The following is a 17,654-nucleotide window of genomic DNA, read 5'->3' on the forward strand; positions in this document are numbered from 1 at the left end:
ACCCCGAAAAATTGGGTCGGTATGCTAGCAAAACGATAGCTGTGTTGAAAGCTTACCCATCAATTCCATCGAAAAAGGCGACGAACGTAGGTACGACCGCCATGTCCCTCGAAACGTTCCACGCCGTGAAACATATCGATAGGCAGAATGTAGCCGAAGCGGTGCCACTACGCCATAGTAATTTATGCCACTAATCGAAGGATCAATAGGTAGCCGAAGAGACCTTAGAAAGCCTGAAACCAATGGCCCCTACGATGGCCCTGCAGCATCCGGGATGACGACATCTGTCTCAACGCAAGGGCTGTAGCCACTACCCTATAAAAAGCGGCCTAGCGCGCCCTACAGCGTCCTAAAGAGGCCTCTATTTGCCCTAATAATGCCCTAAGCCAATAGGCTGAAACGACAAAGCCCCCGAAAACTTTAACGTTTTCGGGGGCTTCGCTTACTTCGCGTATGGCGGAGAGATAGGGATTTGAACCCTAGGTACTGTTGCCAGTACAACGGATTTCGAATCCGTCCCGTTCGACCACTCCGGCATCTCTCCAATGCCGCGCATCATACCAGCGTTCTTTTAAAACGCAAACCTTTTTTTAAAAAAAATCGCGTGGTATCAGGCGCTTGCGTGAACGCACCGCTTACAGCGGCACGCCCAGGCGCTTGGCAACTTCTTCGTAGGCTTCGATAACGTCGCCCAGGCCCTGACGGAAGCGGTCCTTGTCCATCTTCTTGCGGGTCTCTTTGTCCCACAGGCGGCAGCCGTCCGGGCTGAACTCGTCACCCAGCACGATCTGGCCATGGAATACGCCGAATTCCAGCTTGAAGTCGACCAGCAGCAGGCCGGCGTCATCGAACAGCTTGCTCAGCACTTCGTTGACTTTCAGCGACAGCTTTTTCATTTCGGCCAGCTGCTCGGCAGTGCCCCAGCCGAACGCGACAACGTGGGATTCGTTGATGAAGGGGTCGCCCTTCTCGTCGTTCTTCAGGAACAGTTCGAAGGTGGACGGCTCCAGCTTGATGCCCTCCTCCACGCCCAGGCGCTTGACCAGGCTGCCGGCGGCGTAGTTGCGCACCACGCACTCGACCGGGATCATGTCCAGCTTCTTCACCAGGCACTCGTTGTCGCCCAGCAGCTTGTCGAACTGGGTCGGCACACCGGCTTCTTCCAGTTTCTGCATGATGAAGGCGTTGAACTTGTTGTTCACCATGCCTTTACGGTCGAGCTGTTCGATGCGCTTGCCGTCGAACGCCGAAGTGTCGTTACGGAACAGCAGGATCAAGCGGTCGGCGTCGTCGGTCTTGTAAACCGATTTGGCCTTGCCGCGGTAGAGTTCGTCGCGTTTTTCCATGATTGGGCTCCGCTTGCTTGAGGTGTTGGGCTAGGCGATTTCGCGCCAGTCGAGCCCGTGTTCCTGATTCGCCACCTGGAGCCAGTCCGGGTCGCACCCAAGGGTGTCGACGAAGCACTGGCGAGCCAAGTGTGGCAGGTTGTTCTTGCTGCTGAGGTGGGCCAGCACCAGGTGTTGCAGGTTGCTCCAGCCCAACTCGTGCACCAGGCGCGCGGCCTGGTGATTGTTCAAATGTCCTTGCATGCCACCCACCCGCTGCTTCAGGAAGGCCGGGTAGTGACCGCGTGCCAGCAGGTCGCGGCAGTGGTTGGCCTCGATCAGCAGCGCATCGAGGCGCTGGTAACGCTCCAGCAGCAGCGCGTCGTATGAGCCCAGGTCGGTCAGCATGCCGAAGCGCCGCTGGCCGTCACTGACCACATACTGCAGCGGCTCGTAGGCGTCGTGCTCGACCCGCGCCGCGGTCACTTCCAGGCTGCCGATACGCAGGCTTTGGCCACAAGCGAGAAAACCGGCCACCTCCACCGGCTTGCGCATGCCGCGCAAGGTCCCCTGGCTGAGGTAGACCGGTACATTGTAGCGCCGTGACAGCAAGCCGACCCCATGCACGTGGTCGGCATGTTCGTGGGTGACCAGTACCGCACTGAGCTGGGCCGCCGACACGCCGAGCAGCGCCAGGCGCCGCTCGGTCTCACGCAGGGAGAACCCGCAATCGACCAGGATGAACGTGTCACCACTGGCGATCAGCGTGCCGTTTCCCTGGCTGCCGCTTCCGAGTACCGCGAAGCGCACTTAGCCCAGGTGGTCCTGAATGGCGCTCAGCACGCGGCGGGCGACATCGGCCGGGGCCACGGTGTTGATGTTCTTCTCGACCGTGACCTGCACGCTCTCACCCACCTTGCTCAGGCGAACCTGGTAGCGCTCGGCACGGGCTTCACGCTCTTCCTTGGTCGGTTCGCTGCCGAACATGCGGCCGAAGAAGCCAGGCTGGTTCTGCTTGTCTTCAGGCTTTTCAGACAGGTTGATGTAGTACAGGCCCAGGCTGCGGTTGATGTCCTCGACACGCCACTCGCCACCCTGCTCCAGGGCACGACCCACGCTGGACCAGGCGCGGTCCAGGTCGGCGCCCAGGTACAGCACCGGGTTGCCGCTGCCGTCTTCGCTCAGGCTGACGCGGCTTGGCGCGTCGAAATCGCGCGCGGCCAGCAGCGATACCGAACCGCCCTTCTCGGCGCTGCGGTTCATGCTGGCAAGCATTTCGTCGACCAGCAGGGCATCGGCACCGGTGTTGCTGGAGGTGGACGGGAAATCGGGCTCGGCAGTGCTGCCAGCAGGCCGCTCGACGCTGACCACATACACCTCGGAGGTGTTGCGCTGCACGCCAGGCTCCATGCGTACACGCACGCGCACTTCGCTGTCAGCGCTGCTGGCAGTGCTGGCCAGGCGCTGGCCGAGCGAAGCCGACAGTTCGTCGAAACGCTGCCAGGTGGTGTTGAATTCACCGGTCTGCGGGCGCTCTTCGGCGATGCGGAAGCCATTGTCCTCGAAGAACTGGCGAGCCACCGGCCATACCTCGGCCGGCGAATGCTGGGCCAGCACCCAACGGCTGCTGCCGCTGCGCTGCAGGCTGTAGTCGGTAACCTGGGCGGCGCCACCGGTCATCGGTTGCGGCCGCGGCACCTCGAACTCACCGGTGGCGCTGTCGTCGGCGACGTTGCGCGGGATCGGCAGCAGCGGGTCAAGGCGCTTGACGTTGCTGGCGTCCGGCGGCAGCTGCATCGGCGCAGTCGGGCGCGCCTGCAGGTAATCGCTGCCGCGGTCGCGGAAATAGCCATCCTCGCCCCACAGCCAGCCACACCCACTGGTGCTGGAAATGATCAGGGCAAGGGCGGAAAGACCAGCCAGTCGCTTCATGCGGTGTACTTCCTCTTAAACCAGTACGCCGGACTGGCGCAAGGCAGTACGGACTTTTTCGTGGCAGCCTTCGCTCAGCCAGGTCAGCGGCAGGCGAATGCCTTTTTGCATCAGGCCCATCTCGACGAGCGCCCATTTCACCGGGATCGGGTTGGCTTCGCAGAACAGGTCCTTGTGCAGCGGCATGAGTTTTTCGTTGATTGCGCGGGCCTTCTCGGCATTGCCCGCAAGGGCGGCCTCGCACAGGTCGGCCATTTCGCGCGGAGCGACGTTGGCGGTGACGGAGATGTTGCCTTTGCCGCCCATCAGGATCAGCTCGACGGCGGTCGGGTCATCGCCGGACAGGACGATGAAGTCCTTGTCGACGCCATCCAGGATGGCCTTGGCACGGGCCAGGTCGCCGGTGGCTTCCTTGATGCCGATGATGTTCTTGACCTTCGACAGGCGGATCACGGTATCGGCCTGCATGTCGCAGGAGGTGCGGCCGGGTACGTTGTAGAGAATCTGCGGGATGTCGACGGCTTCGGCGATGTGCTTGAAGTGCTGGTACAGGCCTTCTTGCGTCGGCTTGTTGTAGTACGGTACCACCAGCAGGCAGGCGTCGGCGCCGGCATTCTTGGCGTTCTGGGTCAGGTGCACGGCTTCAGCAGTGGCGTTGGCACCAGTGCCGGCGATGACCGGGATCGGTTTGTTGCTGCGCTTGACGCGCTCGACAACGTGCTTGATGACCAGGATGTGTTCTTCGACATCCAGCGTGGCGGACTCACCGGTTGTGCCGACAGCGACAATCGCGTGGGTGCCGTTTTCCAGGTGGAAGTCTACAAGTTTGTCGAGGCTGCCCCAGTCCACACGCCCTTGTGCATCCATGGGTGTGACCAATGCCACCATACTGCCCGCAATCATGTAACTGCTCCTGCCGGAAAAAGAGAGCGGTAATGGTACTGGGGGCATCGGCCTTGCACAAGCGAAGCAGGCGGGCGGAGCATTCCCCTCGGCGCCTTATTTCGCTACCCTTGATGCTTTGATCGGTGCAGCGCGGCCCGCCGGGCCGTCGACCTTGCTCCCCGCCAGCGTCCACGACCTCGCATGCGAGCCCCGGGCCCTGCCGACAGGAGGCTTTCGCCCGTCCTGTGCCGACCGCTCATCGCTTTAGGAATGCTGCATGTCCACCCCCACCGTCCGCGAACAATTCCTTGTCATCAGTGCCCTGGGCCCGAACCCCATGGAGCTGGCCAACGTCCTCAGCCGCGCTGCGTTCGAGAACCGCTGCGCGGTGGTTACCTCGCGCCTGAGCCGCCACGGCGAGACCAGCGCCCTGGTACTGCAGGTTGGTGGCAGCTGGGACGCCCTGGCACGCCTCGAAGCCATGCTGCCGGGCCTGGGCAAGAAGCACGGCCTGACCCTGGACGTGGTGCGCAGCGCCGACCAGGAAGTGCGCCCGCAGGCCCTGCCCTACGTGGCCTACGTCAGCGCCGCCTACCGGCCGGACATCATCAACGAGCTGTGCCAGTTCTTCCTCGACCACCGCGTCGAGCTGGAAGCCATGACCTGCGATACCTACCTGGCACCGCAGACCGGCAGCAGCATGCTCAACGCCCAGTTCACCGTGATTCTGCCGGCCGGCACCCAGATCAGCTGGCTGCGTGACCAGTTCCTGGACTTTGCCGATGCCCTGAACCTCGATGCGCTGATCGAGCCATGGCGTCCACAGAACCCAATGTAAGGAAACCGACCATGGCTGTAGCACTCGACCAACCCGTTGCCGACTTCCAGGCCCAGGCCACCAGCGGGCAAACCGTCAGCCAGGCCGAGCTCAAGGGCCGGCAGGTGGTGGTGTACTTCTACCCGAAGGACAGCACCCCGGGCTGCACCACCGAGGGCCAGGGTTTCCGTGACCAGCACGATGCCTTTGCCGCAGCCAACACCGTGGTGTTCGGCGTGTCGCGCGATGGCATCAAGTCGCACGAGAACTTCAAGGCCAAGCAAGGCTTCCCGTTCGAACTGATCAGCGACAAGGACGAAGCCCTGTGCCAGCTGTTCGATGTGATCAAGCTGAAGAAGCTGTATGGCAAGGAATACATGGGCGTTGACCGCAGCACCTTCCTGATCGACAAGGACGGTGTGCTGCGCCACGAATGGCGCGGAGTGAAGGTGCCCGGGCATGTGGACGCAGTACTGGCTGCTGCCCAGGCGCTGAACAAGGCTTGAGATTGATGGGGCTGCTTTGCAGCCCATTCGCAGCACAAGGCTGCTCCTACAAGGGTTTGCGCGGTATCTGTAGGAGCAGCCTTGTGCTGCGAATGGGCCGCAAAGCGGCCCCAATTGCATTCAGAGCATCGGCGAAACACTAGGCTCCTGCCGCGGCCAGGCATCCAGCACGGCCTTGATCAAGGTCGCCAGCGGGATGGCAAAGAAGATCCCCCAGAACCCCCACAACCCGCCAAACAGCAACACCGCGCAGATGATGGCCACCGGGTGCAGGCTCACCGCCTCGGAGAACAGCAGCGGCACCAGCACGTTGCCGTCCAGCGCCTGGATGATCGCGTACACCGTCATCAGGAAGATGAACTGGTCACCCCAGCCCCACTGGAACAGTGCGATCAACGTCACCGGCACGGTCACCACAACCGCACCCACGTAAGGCACCACCACCGACAGCCCCACCAGCAGCGCCAGCAACGCGGCGTAGTTGAGCCCCAGGCTGATGAAGGCGATGTAGGTAGCAATGCCGCAGATCAGGATCTCGATGCCCTTGCCGCGGATGTAGTTGGCGATCTGCCGGTTCATCTCGCTGCCCACCCGGTTCAGCAGGCTGCGCTGACGTGGCAGGTAGCCGCTGACCCAACGGCCGATCAGTTCGCGGTCCTTGAGAAAGAAAAACACCAGGATCGGCACCAGCACCAGATAGATCATGGCGTTGACCAGCAGCGGCAGGCTCGATAGCGAGAAGGTCAGTGCCCACTGGCCGAATTTGCCGATTTCTCCGCGCACCGACTCGATGGCATGCAGCACCTGTTCGTCCGACACCAGGTGCGGATAGCGCTCGGGCAGCAGCAACAGCAGCGACTGCCACTTGCCGAGCATGCCCGGCAGCTCGTTGAACAGGGTGATCAACTGGTGCCAAAGCAGTGGTACCAGCACCAGCATGAACACCGCCAGCGCGCCCATGAACAGGGCGAACACCAGCATCACCGCCAACCGGGTGGGTACCCGCAAGCGCTCCAGGGCATTGACCAGCCCCTGCATCAGAAACGCCAGCACCATGCCAGCCAGCACCGGCGCAAGCATGCCACCCAGGGTGAGTACCGCAGTAAAAGCCAGGAACAACAGGACCGCCAGCACCACCGCTTCCTCATCGGAGAAGTAGCGCTGCATCCAGTCGCGAAGCACTTTGAACATTGACGATCCTTGGAAAGACTCAGGCCTTGCGTAGCCAGTAAGTGTAGGTACCGGCCTCGGCCGTTTCCCGCAGCAGGGTATGACCGGCCAACTGGGCGAAAGTGCGGAAGTCGCGCTGGGAGCCGGCGTCGGTGGCGATTACCTTGAGCACCGCGCCGCTGGCCAGGCGGTTGAGCTCCATCTTGGCCTTCAGCAGCGGCAAAGGGCAATTCAGCCCGCTGGCGTCCAGTTCGGCGTCACAGGTCAGGGTTTCACTCATTGCGTGGCTCTCCAAAGGCATTGCCGGGCTGTATCTGGATTTGGCCGGCTAGGATAGCGCCACTGGTCGCCAACGTGTGAGCCCGCTACAGTAGGTATCTTTGACCGACGCGAGCTTCATGCATGAATCTACTGCGCCCTACCCTGCTGACGCTGGCCTGCCTGTTGGCCCTTCCCGGCCATGCTGACGACCTGCCATCACTGGGTGATGCCAGTTCCGCGATCGTCTCGCCGCAACAGGAGCACCAGCTCGGCCGTGCCTGGCTGAGCCTGCTGCGCGGCCAGGTCAACCAGCTCAACGACCCGCAGCTGAAGGACTACGTCGAAACCAGCGTGTACCGCCTGGCCGAAACCAGCCAGCTGCAGGACCGCCGCCTGGAATTCATCCTCATCGATAGCCGCGAGCTCAACGCCTTTGCCGCCCCCGGCGGCATCGTCGGGGTAAACGGCGGGCTGTTCCTCAACGCCCAGACCGAAGGCGAGTACGCCTCGGTACTGGCCCACGAACTGGCGCACTTGTCGCAACGCCACTTCGCCCGCGGCGTCGAGGCCCAGCAGCGCATGCAACTGCCGATGATGGCGGCGCTGCTGGCCGGTATCGTGCTGGCGGCCGGTGGCGGCGGTGATGCCGGTATCGGTGTGATCGCCGGCACCCAGGCGGCGGCGATCCAGGAACAGCGGCGCTTCTCGCGGCAGAACGAACAGGAAGCCGACCGCATCGGCATCCAGAATCTGGAAAAGGCCGGCTACGACCCGCGCAACATGCCGACCATGTTCGAGCGCCTGGCCCGGCAGTACCGCTACGACGCCAAGCCGCCGGAATTCCTGCTGACCCACCCGGTAACCGAGTCGCGTATCGCCGACACCCGCAACCGTGCCGAGCAGGCTCCCAAGGGCGGCGTCGAGGACAGCATGCGCTACCAGTTGATCCGTGCCCGGGTGGCGCTTACCTACGAAGGCACCCCGGGGCTGGCGGCCAAACGCTTCCGCGCCCAGCTGGACGAGGACCCCAAGCTGGACGCCGCGCGTTACGGCCTGGCCCTGGCGCAGATCAAGGGCGGCCAGCTGAACGAGGCGCGTGAACTGCTCAAGCCGCTGCTGGCCAAGGCCCCCAACGACATTACCTACAACCTGGCGCAGATCGATCTGGACATCACCAACAACCGCCTGGCGGATGCGCAGCAGCGTGCTGAACGCATGCAGGGGCTGTATCCGGGCAACTACCCGCTGAAGCAGGTGCGTGCCGATCTGCTGGTGAAGCTGAACAAGCCCGCCGAGGCGGAAAAGGTGCTGAACGAACTGGTGAAGAGCCGGCCGGATGACCCGGACGTGTGGTACGACATGGCCGAAGTGCGGGGCCTTTCGGGCAATACGATTGGCTTGCACCGGGCGCGGGCCGAGTACTTCACCCTGGTGGGCGATTTCGACCAGGCGATCCAGCAGCTGGATTACGCCAAGCGCCGGTCGGGTGGGAACTTCCCGCTGGCAGCACAGATTGACCAGCGCCAGCGCGAGATCATGGAGCAGCAGCGCATGGTTCAGGAAATGATGGGGCGCTGAATATTGAGGGAGCGCTTCGCGCTCCATTCGCAGCACAAGGCTGCTCCTACAAGGGAATGTGATCTCTTGTAGGAGCAGCCTTGTGCTGCGAATGGGCCGCAGAGCGGCCCCAGCAATCTCAGGCGTTACCGGACAACTTCAGGCGCGCTGCCTGGGTAAAGTCCAGCATCCGGTTCAACGGCTTGATCGCCTTCGGCACCAGCGCCGGGTCGACAAAGATCTCGTTCGTGCCATTACGCAGGCAATCCAGCACACGCTCCAGGGTGTTCATCGCCATCCACGGGCAGTGCGCGCAACTGCGGCATGCCGCGCCGTTACCGGCGGTGGGGGCTTCGACGAACTCCTTGTCCGGGCACAGCTGCTGCATCTTGTAGAAGATGCCGCGGTCGGTGGCAACGATGAAGGTCTTGTTCGGCAGGGTCTGGGCAGCCTTGATCAGCTGGCTGGTGGAGCCCACCGCGTCGGCCAGCTCGATCACCGCTTCAGGCGACTCGGGGTGCACCAGAATCGCCGCATCCGGGTACAGCGCCTTCATGTCGGCCAACTGGCGTGACTTGAACTCTTCGTGAACGATGCAGGCACCGTCCCACAGCAGCATGTCGGCACCGGTTTGCTTCTGGATGTAGCGCCCCAGGTGCTGGTCCGGGCCCCAGATGATGGTTTCGCCGTTGTCCATCAGGCTTTCGACGATTTCCAGCGCGCAGCTCGAGGTCACCACCCAGTCGGCGCGGGCCTTCACGGCAGCGGAAGTGTTGGCGTAGACCACCACGGTACGCTCGGGGTGCTGGTCGCAGAAGGCCGAGAACTCTTCTACCGGGCAGCCCAGGTCGAGCGAGCAGGTGGCCTCCAGGGTAGGCATCAGCACGCGTTTTTCAGGAGTGAGGATTTTCGCCGTCTCGCCCATGAAGCGCACGCCGGCAACGATCACGGTTTCGGCCGGGTGGTTCTTGCCGAAGCGGGCCATTTCCAGCGAGTCGGACACGCAGCCGCCGGTTTCTTCGGCCAGCGCCTGGATGACCGGATCGCAGTAATAGTGGGCGACCAGCACGGCGTTCTGGGCCTTGAGCTCGGCAGCGATGGCCGCACGGTATTCGGCCTCCTGCTCGGCTGTCAGCGGGTTTGGCTGCTTGGCGTCGAGGTGGGCCTGAACCAACAGGCGTTCGGAAATCTGGGTCATGATCGCTGGACCTGCAGGCGCGTGCGCGCGTCAAATCGAGTGTATCACCCGGCCCTGACAGATCGGCTAAGGGTGCCGGACGGCACAAAGGCCACCACGGCCCTCTGAGGGCGCGGATTATTATCGGAGGCCGAAGGCTACAGACAATCCAGCGAATTCTAAAGTGGTTTTTGTGTTGCCTGCTCTGGCCCTTTCGCGGGTGAACCCGCTCCCACAGAGTCTGCCAAACTCCTGTGGGAGCGGGTTTACCCGCGAAGAGGCCGGTACAGGCTTTCGATCAGCCCTGCGGCGACAGGGCCGCCAGGTGCGAGGCCATGAGCATCGCGAACTCTTCCACGGTCATCTTCTTGCCGTTGAAGTCGACCATGCCGTCGGCATAGTGCAGGCTGCTCACCACATCATTGCCCTGCACGGTGGCCATGCCACTCTGAAGCGCCATCATGCCGACCATTTCCCCGGCCTGGCTCGATTGCATGGCAATGGCCTGGGCGTCGCTCTGGCCATCCAGCAGTGCCTGCAAGGTTGCCAGGTCACCGATCATCGGCTTGGACAGCGACAGCTTGCTCTTCACCTCGGTGATCAGTTGCTTGCTCAACTGGTCAGGCGGCAGGTCGAAGCTGGCCGGGGCGGCGAAGCCCATCGACAGGTCGAAGCGGCTTTCACCATTGGCAGTCCTGAACGACAGGTTTTCCACCGCCACCCGGGGCTTGGCAGCCAGCAGTTTCTGCAGCTCGCCCTGGAACCTGGCCTTCTCCTCATCGTCCATCTGGATTTCCGGCACCGGCTGGCCAGCGGCAGCTGCGGCCTCGAATTCCGGCAGGTGCGCCTGGTACCACGTCGACAACGCCTGTAGCGCCGGCGCGTTGACCGACGTGATGCTCACCGCCATCTGCGCCTTGCCCACCGCACGGCCATCCCAGGTGATATCCCCGACCTTGTACTCCACCCGGCCACCCACGGTATCCGGGCCCTCAAGGGTTTGCAGGGCGTTCTGCTCCAGCCCCTTGACCACCAGCACCTGCTGTTTCGGCCCCAGGGTGACCTTGGTTTCGGCCAGCGCCAGGTCGACGTTGCCCACGTAGATGGCCTCGTGCGCGGTGGCCGCCAGCTGGCCGCCGACCTTCAGCCCATTGAGCTCGAAGGTGGCAGGCGGCTGGTCATCGCGTACCAGTTTCATCACGAACCGATCGGCCTGGCCGTGGAAGCTCGAGGCCTTGCCTTCCTGGTCACCACTGACTTGCAGTTGCATGCCCGAGAAGTCGAGGCTGTTGCCATCCGCTTCGTCGAGCTTGACCGGGGCCAGGTGCACCTGGCTGACCACATTGCCGTCGTAGCCCAGGCTGGTCTGTGCGCTGACCGGGGCCTGCTCGCCCGCTGCGGCGAACCATGCCGCGGTGGCGTCGTCCTTCTGCAGCGTGCTGTTGCTGACTGCCAGCACCGGCATCAGCTTCAGTGCCTTTACCCGCGACCAGGGGAACGGGCCGTGCTCGATCTGGTCGGTCACGCCAACGTCGAAACTCACCACTTCGCCTTCGCCCAGGTTGATATCGCGGGCCTTGAGCCGGTACTGGGCGGTACTACTGAAGAAATGCTGCTCCAGCGATACCCGTTCGATGCTCATGCTGCCACCGGTACTCACCAGGGCCTTCTTGAGTTCCGCGTTGCTGCGGACCAGGGCGTTGTCCAGCTCCGCAGGCAGCTGCTTGCCGGTGTACCAGGCGCCAGCGGTGGTTGCGACGGCGATGGCGATAGCCAGGCCGGAAAGGATGCCAACTGATTTCTTCATGAATAGAACCGATTGCTGTCCATATGGGCTTCGTAGGCGGCCAAGGGCCACACAGGACGCCAAGAGTACCACTGCCGCCCAGCCCTGGCGCTGGCCAGGCTCGATAAATCCGGTTTTTGGGAAACGCCTGACAGACCTGCCAAGGGAGACCGGCATTCGTTAATTTTTGCGAACACCAAAATTGATCATAACCGCGAAAAAACGCGCAAAAACCGAACAAAACCCCACTTTAATCGATAAATACTTCAATCCAGCAACATCTTGTCATGTTTAACTTGACACCAAGCTACCCATCGTTTTTTATTTTCACCACTTTGCGCGCTCCCCCGCGCCCCCGCTGCTCCAACAATAAAGGTGAACAACATGGAGCCCACCCGCTCGCCCTTGCCGCATGCGCAGTACACCGTGCCCGCCGTTTACGCCCAGCCGCAGGAGCCATGCCAGCATGCAGCCTGACCACAGCGCTTCCGGCAACGGCCAACTCCGTAAAACCCTGCGTCTCTGGCACGTGATCATCATCGGTCTGGCCTACCTGACCCCGATGACCGTGTTCGACACCTTCGGTATCGTTTCCGGGATTACTGCCGGCCACGTACCCAGCGCCTACATCCTGGCACTGGCCGGGATCCTGTTCACCGCCGTGAGCTATGGCACCCTGGTAAGGCGCTTCCCGCAGTCGGGCTCGGCCTACACCTACACCCAGCGCGCGATCAACCCGCACGTCGGCTTCCTGGTCGGCTGGTCGTCGTTGCTGGACTACCTGCTGCTGCCAATGGTCAACGCCTTGCTGGCCAAGCTGTACCTTTCGGCCATGTTCCCGGAAGTACCGGAGTGGATGTGGGTGGCCGGCTTCGTCACCCTGATCAGCCTGATCAACATGCGCAGCGTGAACCTGGTGGCGCACTTCAACCTGCTGTTCGTGGCCGTGCAGGTGGCGATCATCGCCGTGTTCATCTACCTGTGCGTGCGCGGCCTGGACCAGGGTGAAGGGCTAGGTACCGCCTGGAGCCTGCTGCCGTTCGCCGACAATCAGACCCAGCTCAGCGCCCTGGCCGCCGGTGCGACCATCCTGTGCTTCTCTTTCCTCGGCTTCGACGCGGTGACCTGCCTGTCCGAAGAAACCCGCGACCCGGGCAAGACCATCCCTCGCGCGATCTTCCTCACCGCCCTGATTGGCGGCCTGGTGTTCATCACCGTGTCGTACTTCATCCAGGCCTACTTCCCGACCATGTCCCGTTTCCACGACCAGGAAGCGGCACTGCCGGAAATCGCCCTGTACGTCGGCGGCAAGCTGTTCCAGTCGATCTTCATCGCCTGCACCGTGATCAACACCATCGCCTCGGGCCTGGCCTCGCAGACCAGCGTATCGCGCCTGCTGTACGTGATGGGCCGCGACAATGTGATCCCGGCCAGCCTGTTCGCCCGCCTGCACTCGCGTTACAAGACGCCAGTGCTGAATATTGCGGTGGTGGGGCTGATTTCGCTGTCGGCGATCTTCTTCGACCTGGTCACCGCCACCTCGATCATCAACTTCGGTGCGCTGGTCGCGTTCAGCTTCGTCAACCTGTCGGTGATCAACCACTGCTACCTGCGCGAAGGCAAACGCCAGGGCCTGGCCAACCAGCTGACATACCTGGTGGCACCCACCATCGGCTTCTGCATCATCGTATCGCTGTGGCTGGACCTGAACGCACACTCGCTGCTGTTCGGTGGCGTCTGGGCACTGCTCGGCCTGCTGTACCTGGCCTGGCTGACCAAAGCCTTCAGGGACTCCCCACCCAACTACATCGCTGAATGACCCATGCTGCCGACAACGCCCGCGCCTGATCGCGGGCGTTGCATTTGCTCGAAAAGGAAAGCCCTCATGCCGCTGCGTCGCCTCTCCATCCAGTGGAAGATCACCCTGCTCACCGGCCTCTGCCTGCTGGCCATCGTCGCCCTGCTGGTAACCACATCGCTGGCCCAGGCGCGGCGCAGCGCGGCATTGGTCAACCAGGCCAATACCGAAATGCTCGACAGCAGCGCACGCCTGCGCCTGCAGGCCCATGCCGAAACCCAGGCCCTGCGCATCCAGCGCTATTTCATGGACGCCTACCAGTACGGCAATGGCTTTGCCCGCCTGGTGCAGGTGCTCAAGGCTCGTGGCGGCAACGACCTGCGCGCCGAACTGACGCGCCAGGCCCGCGCCAGCCTGGCCGGCAACCCGGATGTGATCGGCCTGTACCTGGTGTTCCAGCCCAACGCACTGGACCCGGACAGCCAGTACCTCGGCCAGGATGCAATGGGCAGCAATGAGAGCGGGCGCTTCTCGCTGTACTGGTCACAACCCAGCCCCGGCACCCTGGAGCTTGAAGCCATGCCGGAATCGATGCTCGGAGACGCCAGCATCGGCAGCAACGGGGTAGCGAAGAACCGCTGGCTGACCTGCCCGCAGGACACCGCCAGAACCTGCATGCTCGAGCCATATCTCGACGAGGTGAATGGCCGCCAGGTACTGATGACCAGCATCGCCCTGCCGCTGCTGGAGCACGGCAAGGTGGTCGGCGTGGTCGGTCTGGACATCGGCCTGGCCAACCTGCAGCAGTTGAGCGTGGACGGCCGCCGGGAGCTGTTCGACGGCCAGGGCCAGGTCAGTATCGCCAGCGCAGCCGGTTTGCTGGCCGGCAACAGCCGCGACGACAGCAAGCTCGGCGAGCCGATGGACAAGGCGGTAGCCGACGGCCTGCTACGTGTTGCCCACCCGTTCACGCCAATCCCTGATGCAGCCCCTTGGCAGGTATTGCTGGAACTGCCGGAAAGTGTGCTGCAGGCGCCTGCCGTCGCCCTCAACCAGCGCCTGGATGCGCACAACCACAGCGCCAACCTCACCAGCCTGCTGGTTGGCCTGGGCGCTGCGGTAGTCGGTTTGCTGCTGGTGTGGCTGACCGCACGCGGGGTGACCCGGCCAATCCTGGCCGTGGCCGCGCGCCTGGAAGACATCGCCAGCGGCGAAGGCGACCTTACCCGCCGCCTGGACTACGCCCGCCAGGACGAACTGGGCCAGCTTACCGGTTGGTTCAACCGCTTTCTCGACAAGCTGCAGCCAGTCATAGCCCAGGTCAAAGGCTCACTGCAGGAAGCCCGCGGCACCGCCGACCAGTCGGCAGCCATCGCCAGCCAGACCAGCAGCGGCATGCAGCAACAGCACCGCGAAATCGAACAGGTGGCCACCGCCGCCAATGAAATGAGCGCCACCGCCCTGGATGTCGCCCATAACGCCTCGCAGGCGGCCCAGGCCGCACGCGCTGCCGACCAAGCCAGCCGCGAGGGCCTGCAGCTGATCGACAGCACCCGGCAGGGCATCGACCGCCTGGCCGCTGGCATGAACACCGCCATGGACGAGGCGCGCGCGCTGGAAGGCCGCAGCGGGCAGATCGGATCGGTGCTGGAAGTGATCCGCACCATTGCCGAGCAGACCAACCTGCTGGCGCTCAACGCCGCCATCGAAGCCGCCCGTGCAGGCGAAGCCGGGCGTGGTTTTGCCGTGGTGGCAGATGAAGTGCGTGGTCTGGCCCAGCGTACCCAGTTGTCGGTGGAAGAAATTCGCCAGGTCATCGAAGGCTTGCAGCAAGGCACCCAGGATGTGGTGGGCGCCATGCACGAAGGCCAGCGCCAGGCCCAGGACAGCGCCGCGCGGATGGAACAGGCGCTGCCGGCGCTACAACGTATTGGCGAGGCAGTGGCAGTGATCAGCGACATGAACCTGCAGATTGCCTCGGCGGCTGAAGAGCAGAGCGCCGTAGCCGAAGAGGTGAACCGCAATGTGGCCGGCATTCGCGATGTGACCGAATCGCTGGCAGGCCAGGCCGATGAGTCAGCGCGGATCAGCCAGGCCCTGAACCGGCTGGCCAACCAGCAGCAGGCGCTGATGGAGCAGTTCCGCGTCTAACCTGTCAGGGCCTCTTCGCGGGTAAACCCGCTCCCACAAGGCCCGGCGCTGCCTTCAAGGTCAAAGCATAACCCTGTGGGAGCGGGTTTACCCGCGAAGAGGCCAGCACATACAACATAGCAGCAGGGCTATTTACCGAGCACAATCATGCAAACCCCAACCAGATCTTCCTTCTTCGACATCACCAGCGAACAGGGCCTGTTACGCACCTCGATCGCCGTCACCCTGTTCATCGCCGTCATCGGCATCGCCTTCGGCCTGGCCTCCGGCTCGTTCTCCATCGTGTTCGACGGCGTCTATTCGCTGGTCGATGCCAGCATGAGCGGGCTGTCGCTGGTGGTGGTCAGGCTGATTACCGCGCACACCACCAGCGTGCAGATGTCACGCAAGTTGCGTGAGCGCTTCACGATGGTGCTGGCGCTCAACGGCATCCTGCTCAGCGGCGTGGCCATCTATGCGCTGATCAACGCCGTCAGCAGCCTGCTGCAAGGCGGGCGCCACCTGGAGTTCGGCATCGCCATGGTCTACGCGGTGCTGACCGTGATCGCCTGCGTGACCATCGCTGCTGTCGAGGCCCGCGCCAACCGCAAGCTGGGCTCGGACTTCGTGCGCATGGACGTCAAGGGCTGGGTGATGTCGGCCAGCATTACCGCCGCGCTGCTGATCGCCTTCTGCTTTGGCTATGCGGTGCAAGGCACATCGCTGGAGTGGGTGTCGCCGTATATCGACCCGGCGGTGCTGGCGCTGGTCTGCCTGGTGATCGTGCCGTTGCCGATGTCGGTGGTGCGCCAGGCCATGTCGGAAATTTTCCTGGTGACCCCTGGCGACCTCAAGCTGCACGTGGATGAAGTCGCCAAGGCCTTCGTCGCACGCCATGGGTTGCAGTCGTACCGCGCCTATGTGGCCAAGGTCGGGCGCTCGCGGGAGATCGAACTGTATTTCATCGTGCCGAAGGCCATGGCCGCGAAAACCATTGATGAATGGGATGCGTGGCGCAACGAGATCGGTGATGCCGTGGGTGGTGAAGGGCCGGACCGCTGGCTGACGGTGGTGTTTACCGGGGATCCCGAGTGGGCTGAGTAAGCTGGGGGCGCTTTGCGCCCCTTTCGCCGGCAAGCCAGCTCCCACCTCGACCGCATTAGCCCCAAGTCATGCGCAAGCCCTGGGAGAGCTGGCTTGCCTGCGATGAGGCCAGTACAAGCAGCCGAAAACGAAAAAGCCCGCCACCGTTGCCGGTAGCGGGCTTTGACGTACTGCATTTGGTGGGTCGTGTAGGATTCGAACCTACGACCAATTGGTTAAAAGACAATTGGGATCTAGGCCGATAATTCCACCTAGGGAGGGGTTTTCAGCACCATTCCGCGCCTAGGCACGCAGCCTCTAATGAAATCCACATTAGAGGCATGGCAATGACACATCCGAAGAAAGCAAAACGAGCAGGTAAGGTTTCAACCAAAGGCGGCACCGGTAAATCCACCGGCTCCACCAATCTGGGGGCATTCACAGCAGACGCTGGGTTGCGCACCCTCCTCATCGATCTGGACCCCGTCCAGCCTTCCGCATCCTCCTATTTCCCCCTGGAGTACACTGCCCCGGGCGGCATTTTCGAGCTGCTGTCGTACAACGAGACCGACCCGGCCAAGATCATCTCCCGCACGTCGATCAAGAATCTCGACGTCATCATTTCGAACGATGCCAACAACCAGCTCAACAACCTCATACTGCAGGCGCCTGATGGCAGACTGCGACTAGCCAACCTGATGTCGGCTTTCGATGCCGATTACGATCTCATCCTCTTTGACACCCAGGGCGCCCGCTCTGCGATGCTGGAGATGGTCGTTCTTGCATCTGATATCATCCTCTCCCCCCTCCCCCCGAACATGTTGGCCGCGCGCGAATTCAGCCGTGGAACCATCCATATGATGGATGGCCTGCGCAGTTACGCTCGTCTCGGCCTCACCATTCCCCACATCAACATCATCATCAACGGCCTGGATGAAACTGCTGACGCGCGCGAGATCCACCGCACCGTCCGTGAAATCTTCGACGGGAACCCAGACTACACCGTCCTGCAATCGATCATTCCAGATGCCGTCATCTTCAAGAAAGCCGCGAGCCAAGGCGTGCCGGCGCATCGGCTTGAATATCGTCAACCTTCGAACCGTAAGTCGCCGGCGGCGCTGAACATCATCCGCAGCTTGGCGATCGAGGCCTTCCCTGAGTGGACGGACCGCTTCGAGGCAATGACCGAAGAGCGTGTAGCCCAAATCGTCAAAGAAGGGCGCTGAG

Annotated in this window: 15 protein-coding genes and 1 tRNA gene; 7 read left to right on the forward strand and 9 right to left on the reverse strand. The window is 62.7% G+C overall.

The window, feature by feature from the left end:
- Positions 1-454 precede the first annotated feature (454 nt).
- The 5 genes from E5221_RS21185 to dapA form a co-directional block, all read right to left on the reverse strand.
- Positions 455-544, reverse strand: a tRNA-Ser gene (locus E5221_RS21185).
- 91 nt (positions 545-635) lie between these two features.
- A complete protein-coding gene (gene purC, locus E5221_RS21190; protein ID WP_004375217.1) occupies positions 636-1,346 on the reverse strand; it encodes a phosphoribosylaminoimidazolesuccinocarboxamide synthase in 711 nt (236 codons plus the stop codon).
- 30 nt (positions 1,347-1,376) lie between these two features.
- Positions 1,377-2,135, reverse strand: coding sequence for an MBL fold metallo-hydrolase (locus E5221_RS21195; RefSeq protein ID WP_039613970.1), 759 nt, complete (start codon positions 2,133-2,135; stop codon positions 1,377-1,379).
- Positions 2,136-3,257, reverse strand: coding sequence for an outer membrane protein assembly factor BamC (gene bamC / locus E5221_RS21200; protein ID WP_004375223.1), 1,122 nt, complete (start codon positions 3,255-3,257; stop codon positions 2,136-2,138). It lies immediately after the preceding gene.
- Positions 3,258-3,272: 15 nt separating this feature from the next.
- On the reverse strand, positions 3,273-4,160 hold the full coding sequence (gene dapA / locus E5221_RS21205; protein ID WP_247846427.1) for a 4-hydroxy-tetrahydrodipicolinate synthase: 888 nt from the start codon (positions 4,158-4,160) through the stop codon (positions 3,273-3,275).
- 259 nt (positions 4,161-4,419) lie between these two features.
- Here dapA and E5221_RS21210 point away from each other — a divergent pair, with 259 nt between their 5' ends.
- Both E5221_RS21210 and E5221_RS21215 read left to right on the forward strand, forming a co-directional pair.
- Complete coding sequence (locus E5221_RS21210) at positions 4,420-4,980, forward strand: glycine cleavage system protein R (protein ID WP_013973793.1); 561 nt, start codon at positions 4,420-4,422, stop codon at positions 4,978-4,980.
- An 11-nt stretch (positions 4,981-4,991) separates the two neighbouring features.
- Entirely contained in the window at positions 4,992-5,465 is a 474-nt protein-coding gene (locus E5221_RS21215) for a peroxiredoxin (protein ID WP_247846429.1), read from the forward strand.
- A gap of 120 nt (positions 5,466-5,585) precedes the next feature.
- On the opposite strand, the gene E5221_RS21220 is transcribed toward E5221_RS21215, so the two are convergent.
- Together E5221_RS21220 and E5221_RS21225 are read right to left on the reverse strand one after the other, a co-directional pair.
- Positions 5,586-6,656 (reverse strand): AI-2E family transporter, encoded by a 1,071-nt coding sequence (locus E5221_RS21220; RefSeq protein ID WP_247846430.1) that lies wholly within the window; start codon positions 6,654-6,656, stop codon positions 5,586-5,588.
- A 19-nt stretch (positions 6,657-6,675) separates the two neighbouring features.
- A complete protein-coding gene (locus E5221_RS21225; protein ID WP_004375233.1) occupies positions 6,676-6,915 on the reverse strand; it encodes a sulfurtransferase TusA family protein in 240 nt (79 codons plus the stop codon).
- Between the two features lie 122 nt (positions 6,916-7,037).
- On the opposite strand from E5221_RS21225, the gene E5221_RS21230 reads away from it, so the two are divergent.
- Entirely contained in the window at positions 7,038-8,474 is a 1,437-nt protein-coding gene (locus E5221_RS21230; protein WP_025340255.1) for a M48 family metalloprotease, read from the forward strand.
- A gap of 118 nt (positions 8,475-8,592) precedes the next feature.
- On the opposite strand, the gene nadA is transcribed toward E5221_RS21230, so the two are convergent.
- Complete coding sequence (nadA, locus tag E5221_RS21235; protein ID WP_003254747.1) at positions 8,593-9,651, reverse strand: quinolinate synthase NadA; 1,059 nt, start codon at positions 9,649-9,651, stop codon at positions 8,593-8,595.
- A gap of 277 nt (positions 9,652-9,928) precedes the next feature.
- A complete protein-coding gene (locus E5221_RS21240) occupies positions 9,929-11,437 on the reverse strand; it encodes a YdgA family protein (RefSeq protein ID WP_247846432.1) in 1,509 nt (502 codons plus the stop codon).
- Positions 11,438-11,882: 445 nt separating this feature from the next.
- On the opposite strand from E5221_RS21240, the gene E5221_RS21245 reads away from it, so the two are divergent.
- From E5221_RS21245 to E5221_RS21260, 4 genes are all read left to right on the forward strand, one after another.
- Positions 11,883-13,235 (forward strand): APC family permease, encoded by a 1,353-nt coding sequence (locus E5221_RS21245; RefSeq protein WP_015271464.1) that lies wholly within the window; start codon positions 11,883-11,885, stop codon positions 13,233-13,235.
- Between the two features lie 66 nt (positions 13,236-13,301).
- The gene (mcpU, locus tag E5221_RS21250; RefSeq protein ID WP_247846434.1) at positions 13,302-15,365 is read left to right on the forward strand and encodes a methyl-accepting chemotaxis protein McpU; all 2,064 of its coding nucleotides are present in this window, start codon (positions 13,302-13,304) and stop codon (positions 15,363-15,365) included.
- Between the two features lie 147 nt (positions 15,366-15,512).
- A complete protein-coding gene (locus tag E5221_RS21255) occupies positions 15,513-16,448 on the forward strand; it encodes a cation transporter (protein WP_247846435.1) in 936 nt (311 codons plus the stop codon).
- Between the two features lie 326 nt (positions 16,449-16,774).
- Complete coding sequence (locus E5221_RS21260) at positions 16,775-17,653, forward strand: ParA family protein (protein ID WP_023628762.1); 879 nt, start codon at positions 16,775-16,777, stop codon at positions 17,651-17,653.
- Position 17,654: the final 1 nt, after the last annotated feature.

The organism is Pseudomonas sp. A2, from assembly GCF_023100865.1.
Lineage (GTDB): Bacteria > Pseudomonadota > Gammaproteobacteria > Pseudomonadales > Pseudomonadaceae > Aquipseudomonas > Aquipseudomonas asiatica.

Coding starts and splice junctions, on each gene's coding strand:
- purC (WP_004375217.1), bottom strand. CDS start 1,346: ATGGAAAAACGCGACGAACTCTACCGCGGCAAGGCCAAATCGGTTTAC.
- bamC (WP_004375223.1), bottom strand. CDS start 3,257: ATGAAGCGACTGGCTGGTCTTTCCGCCCTTGCCCTGATCATTTCCAGC.
- dapA (WP_247846427.1), bottom strand. CDS start 4,160: ATGATTGCGGGCAGTATGGTGGCATTGGTCACACCCATGGATGCACAA.
- E5221_RS21210 (WP_013973793.1), top strand. CDS start 4,420: ATGTCCACCCCCACCGTCCGCGAACAATTCCTTGTCATCAGTGCCCTG.
- E5221_RS21215 (WP_247846429.1), top strand. CDS start 4,992: ATGGCTGTAGCACTCGACCAACCCGTTGCCGACTTCCAGGCCCAGGCC.
- E5221_RS21220 (WP_247846430.1), bottom strand. CDS start 6,656: ATGTTCAAAGTGCTTCGCGACTGGATGCAGCGCTACTTCTCCGATGAG.
- E5221_RS21225 (WP_004375233.1), bottom strand. CDS start 6,915: ATGAGTGAAACCCTGACCTGTGACGCCGAACTGGACGCCAGCGGGCTG.
- E5221_RS21230 (WP_025340255.1), top strand. CDS start 7,038: ATGAATCTACTGCGCCCTACCCTGCTGACGCTGGCCTGCCTGTTGGCC.
- nadA (WP_003254747.1), bottom strand. CDS start 9,651: ATGACCCAGATTTCCGAACGCCTGTTGGTTCAGGCCCACCTCGACGCC.
- E5221_RS21240 (WP_247846432.1), bottom strand. CDS start 11,437: ATGAAGAAATCAGTTGGCATCCTTTCCGGCCTGGCTATCGCCATCGCC.
- E5221_RS21245 (WP_015271464.1), top strand. CDS start 11,883: ATGCAGCCTGACCACAGCGCTTCCGGCAACGGCCAACTCCGTAAAACC.
- mcpU (WP_247846434.1), top strand. CDS start 13,302: ATGCCGCTGCGTCGCCTCTCCATCCAGTGGAAGATCACCCTGCTCACC.
- E5221_RS21255 (WP_247846435.1), top strand. CDS start 15,513: ATGCAAACCCCAACCAGATCTTCCTTCTTCGACATCACCAGCGAACAG.
- E5221_RS21260 (WP_023628762.1), top strand. CDS start 16,775: ATGACACATCCGAAGAAAGCAAAACGAGCAGGTAAGGTTTCAACCAAA.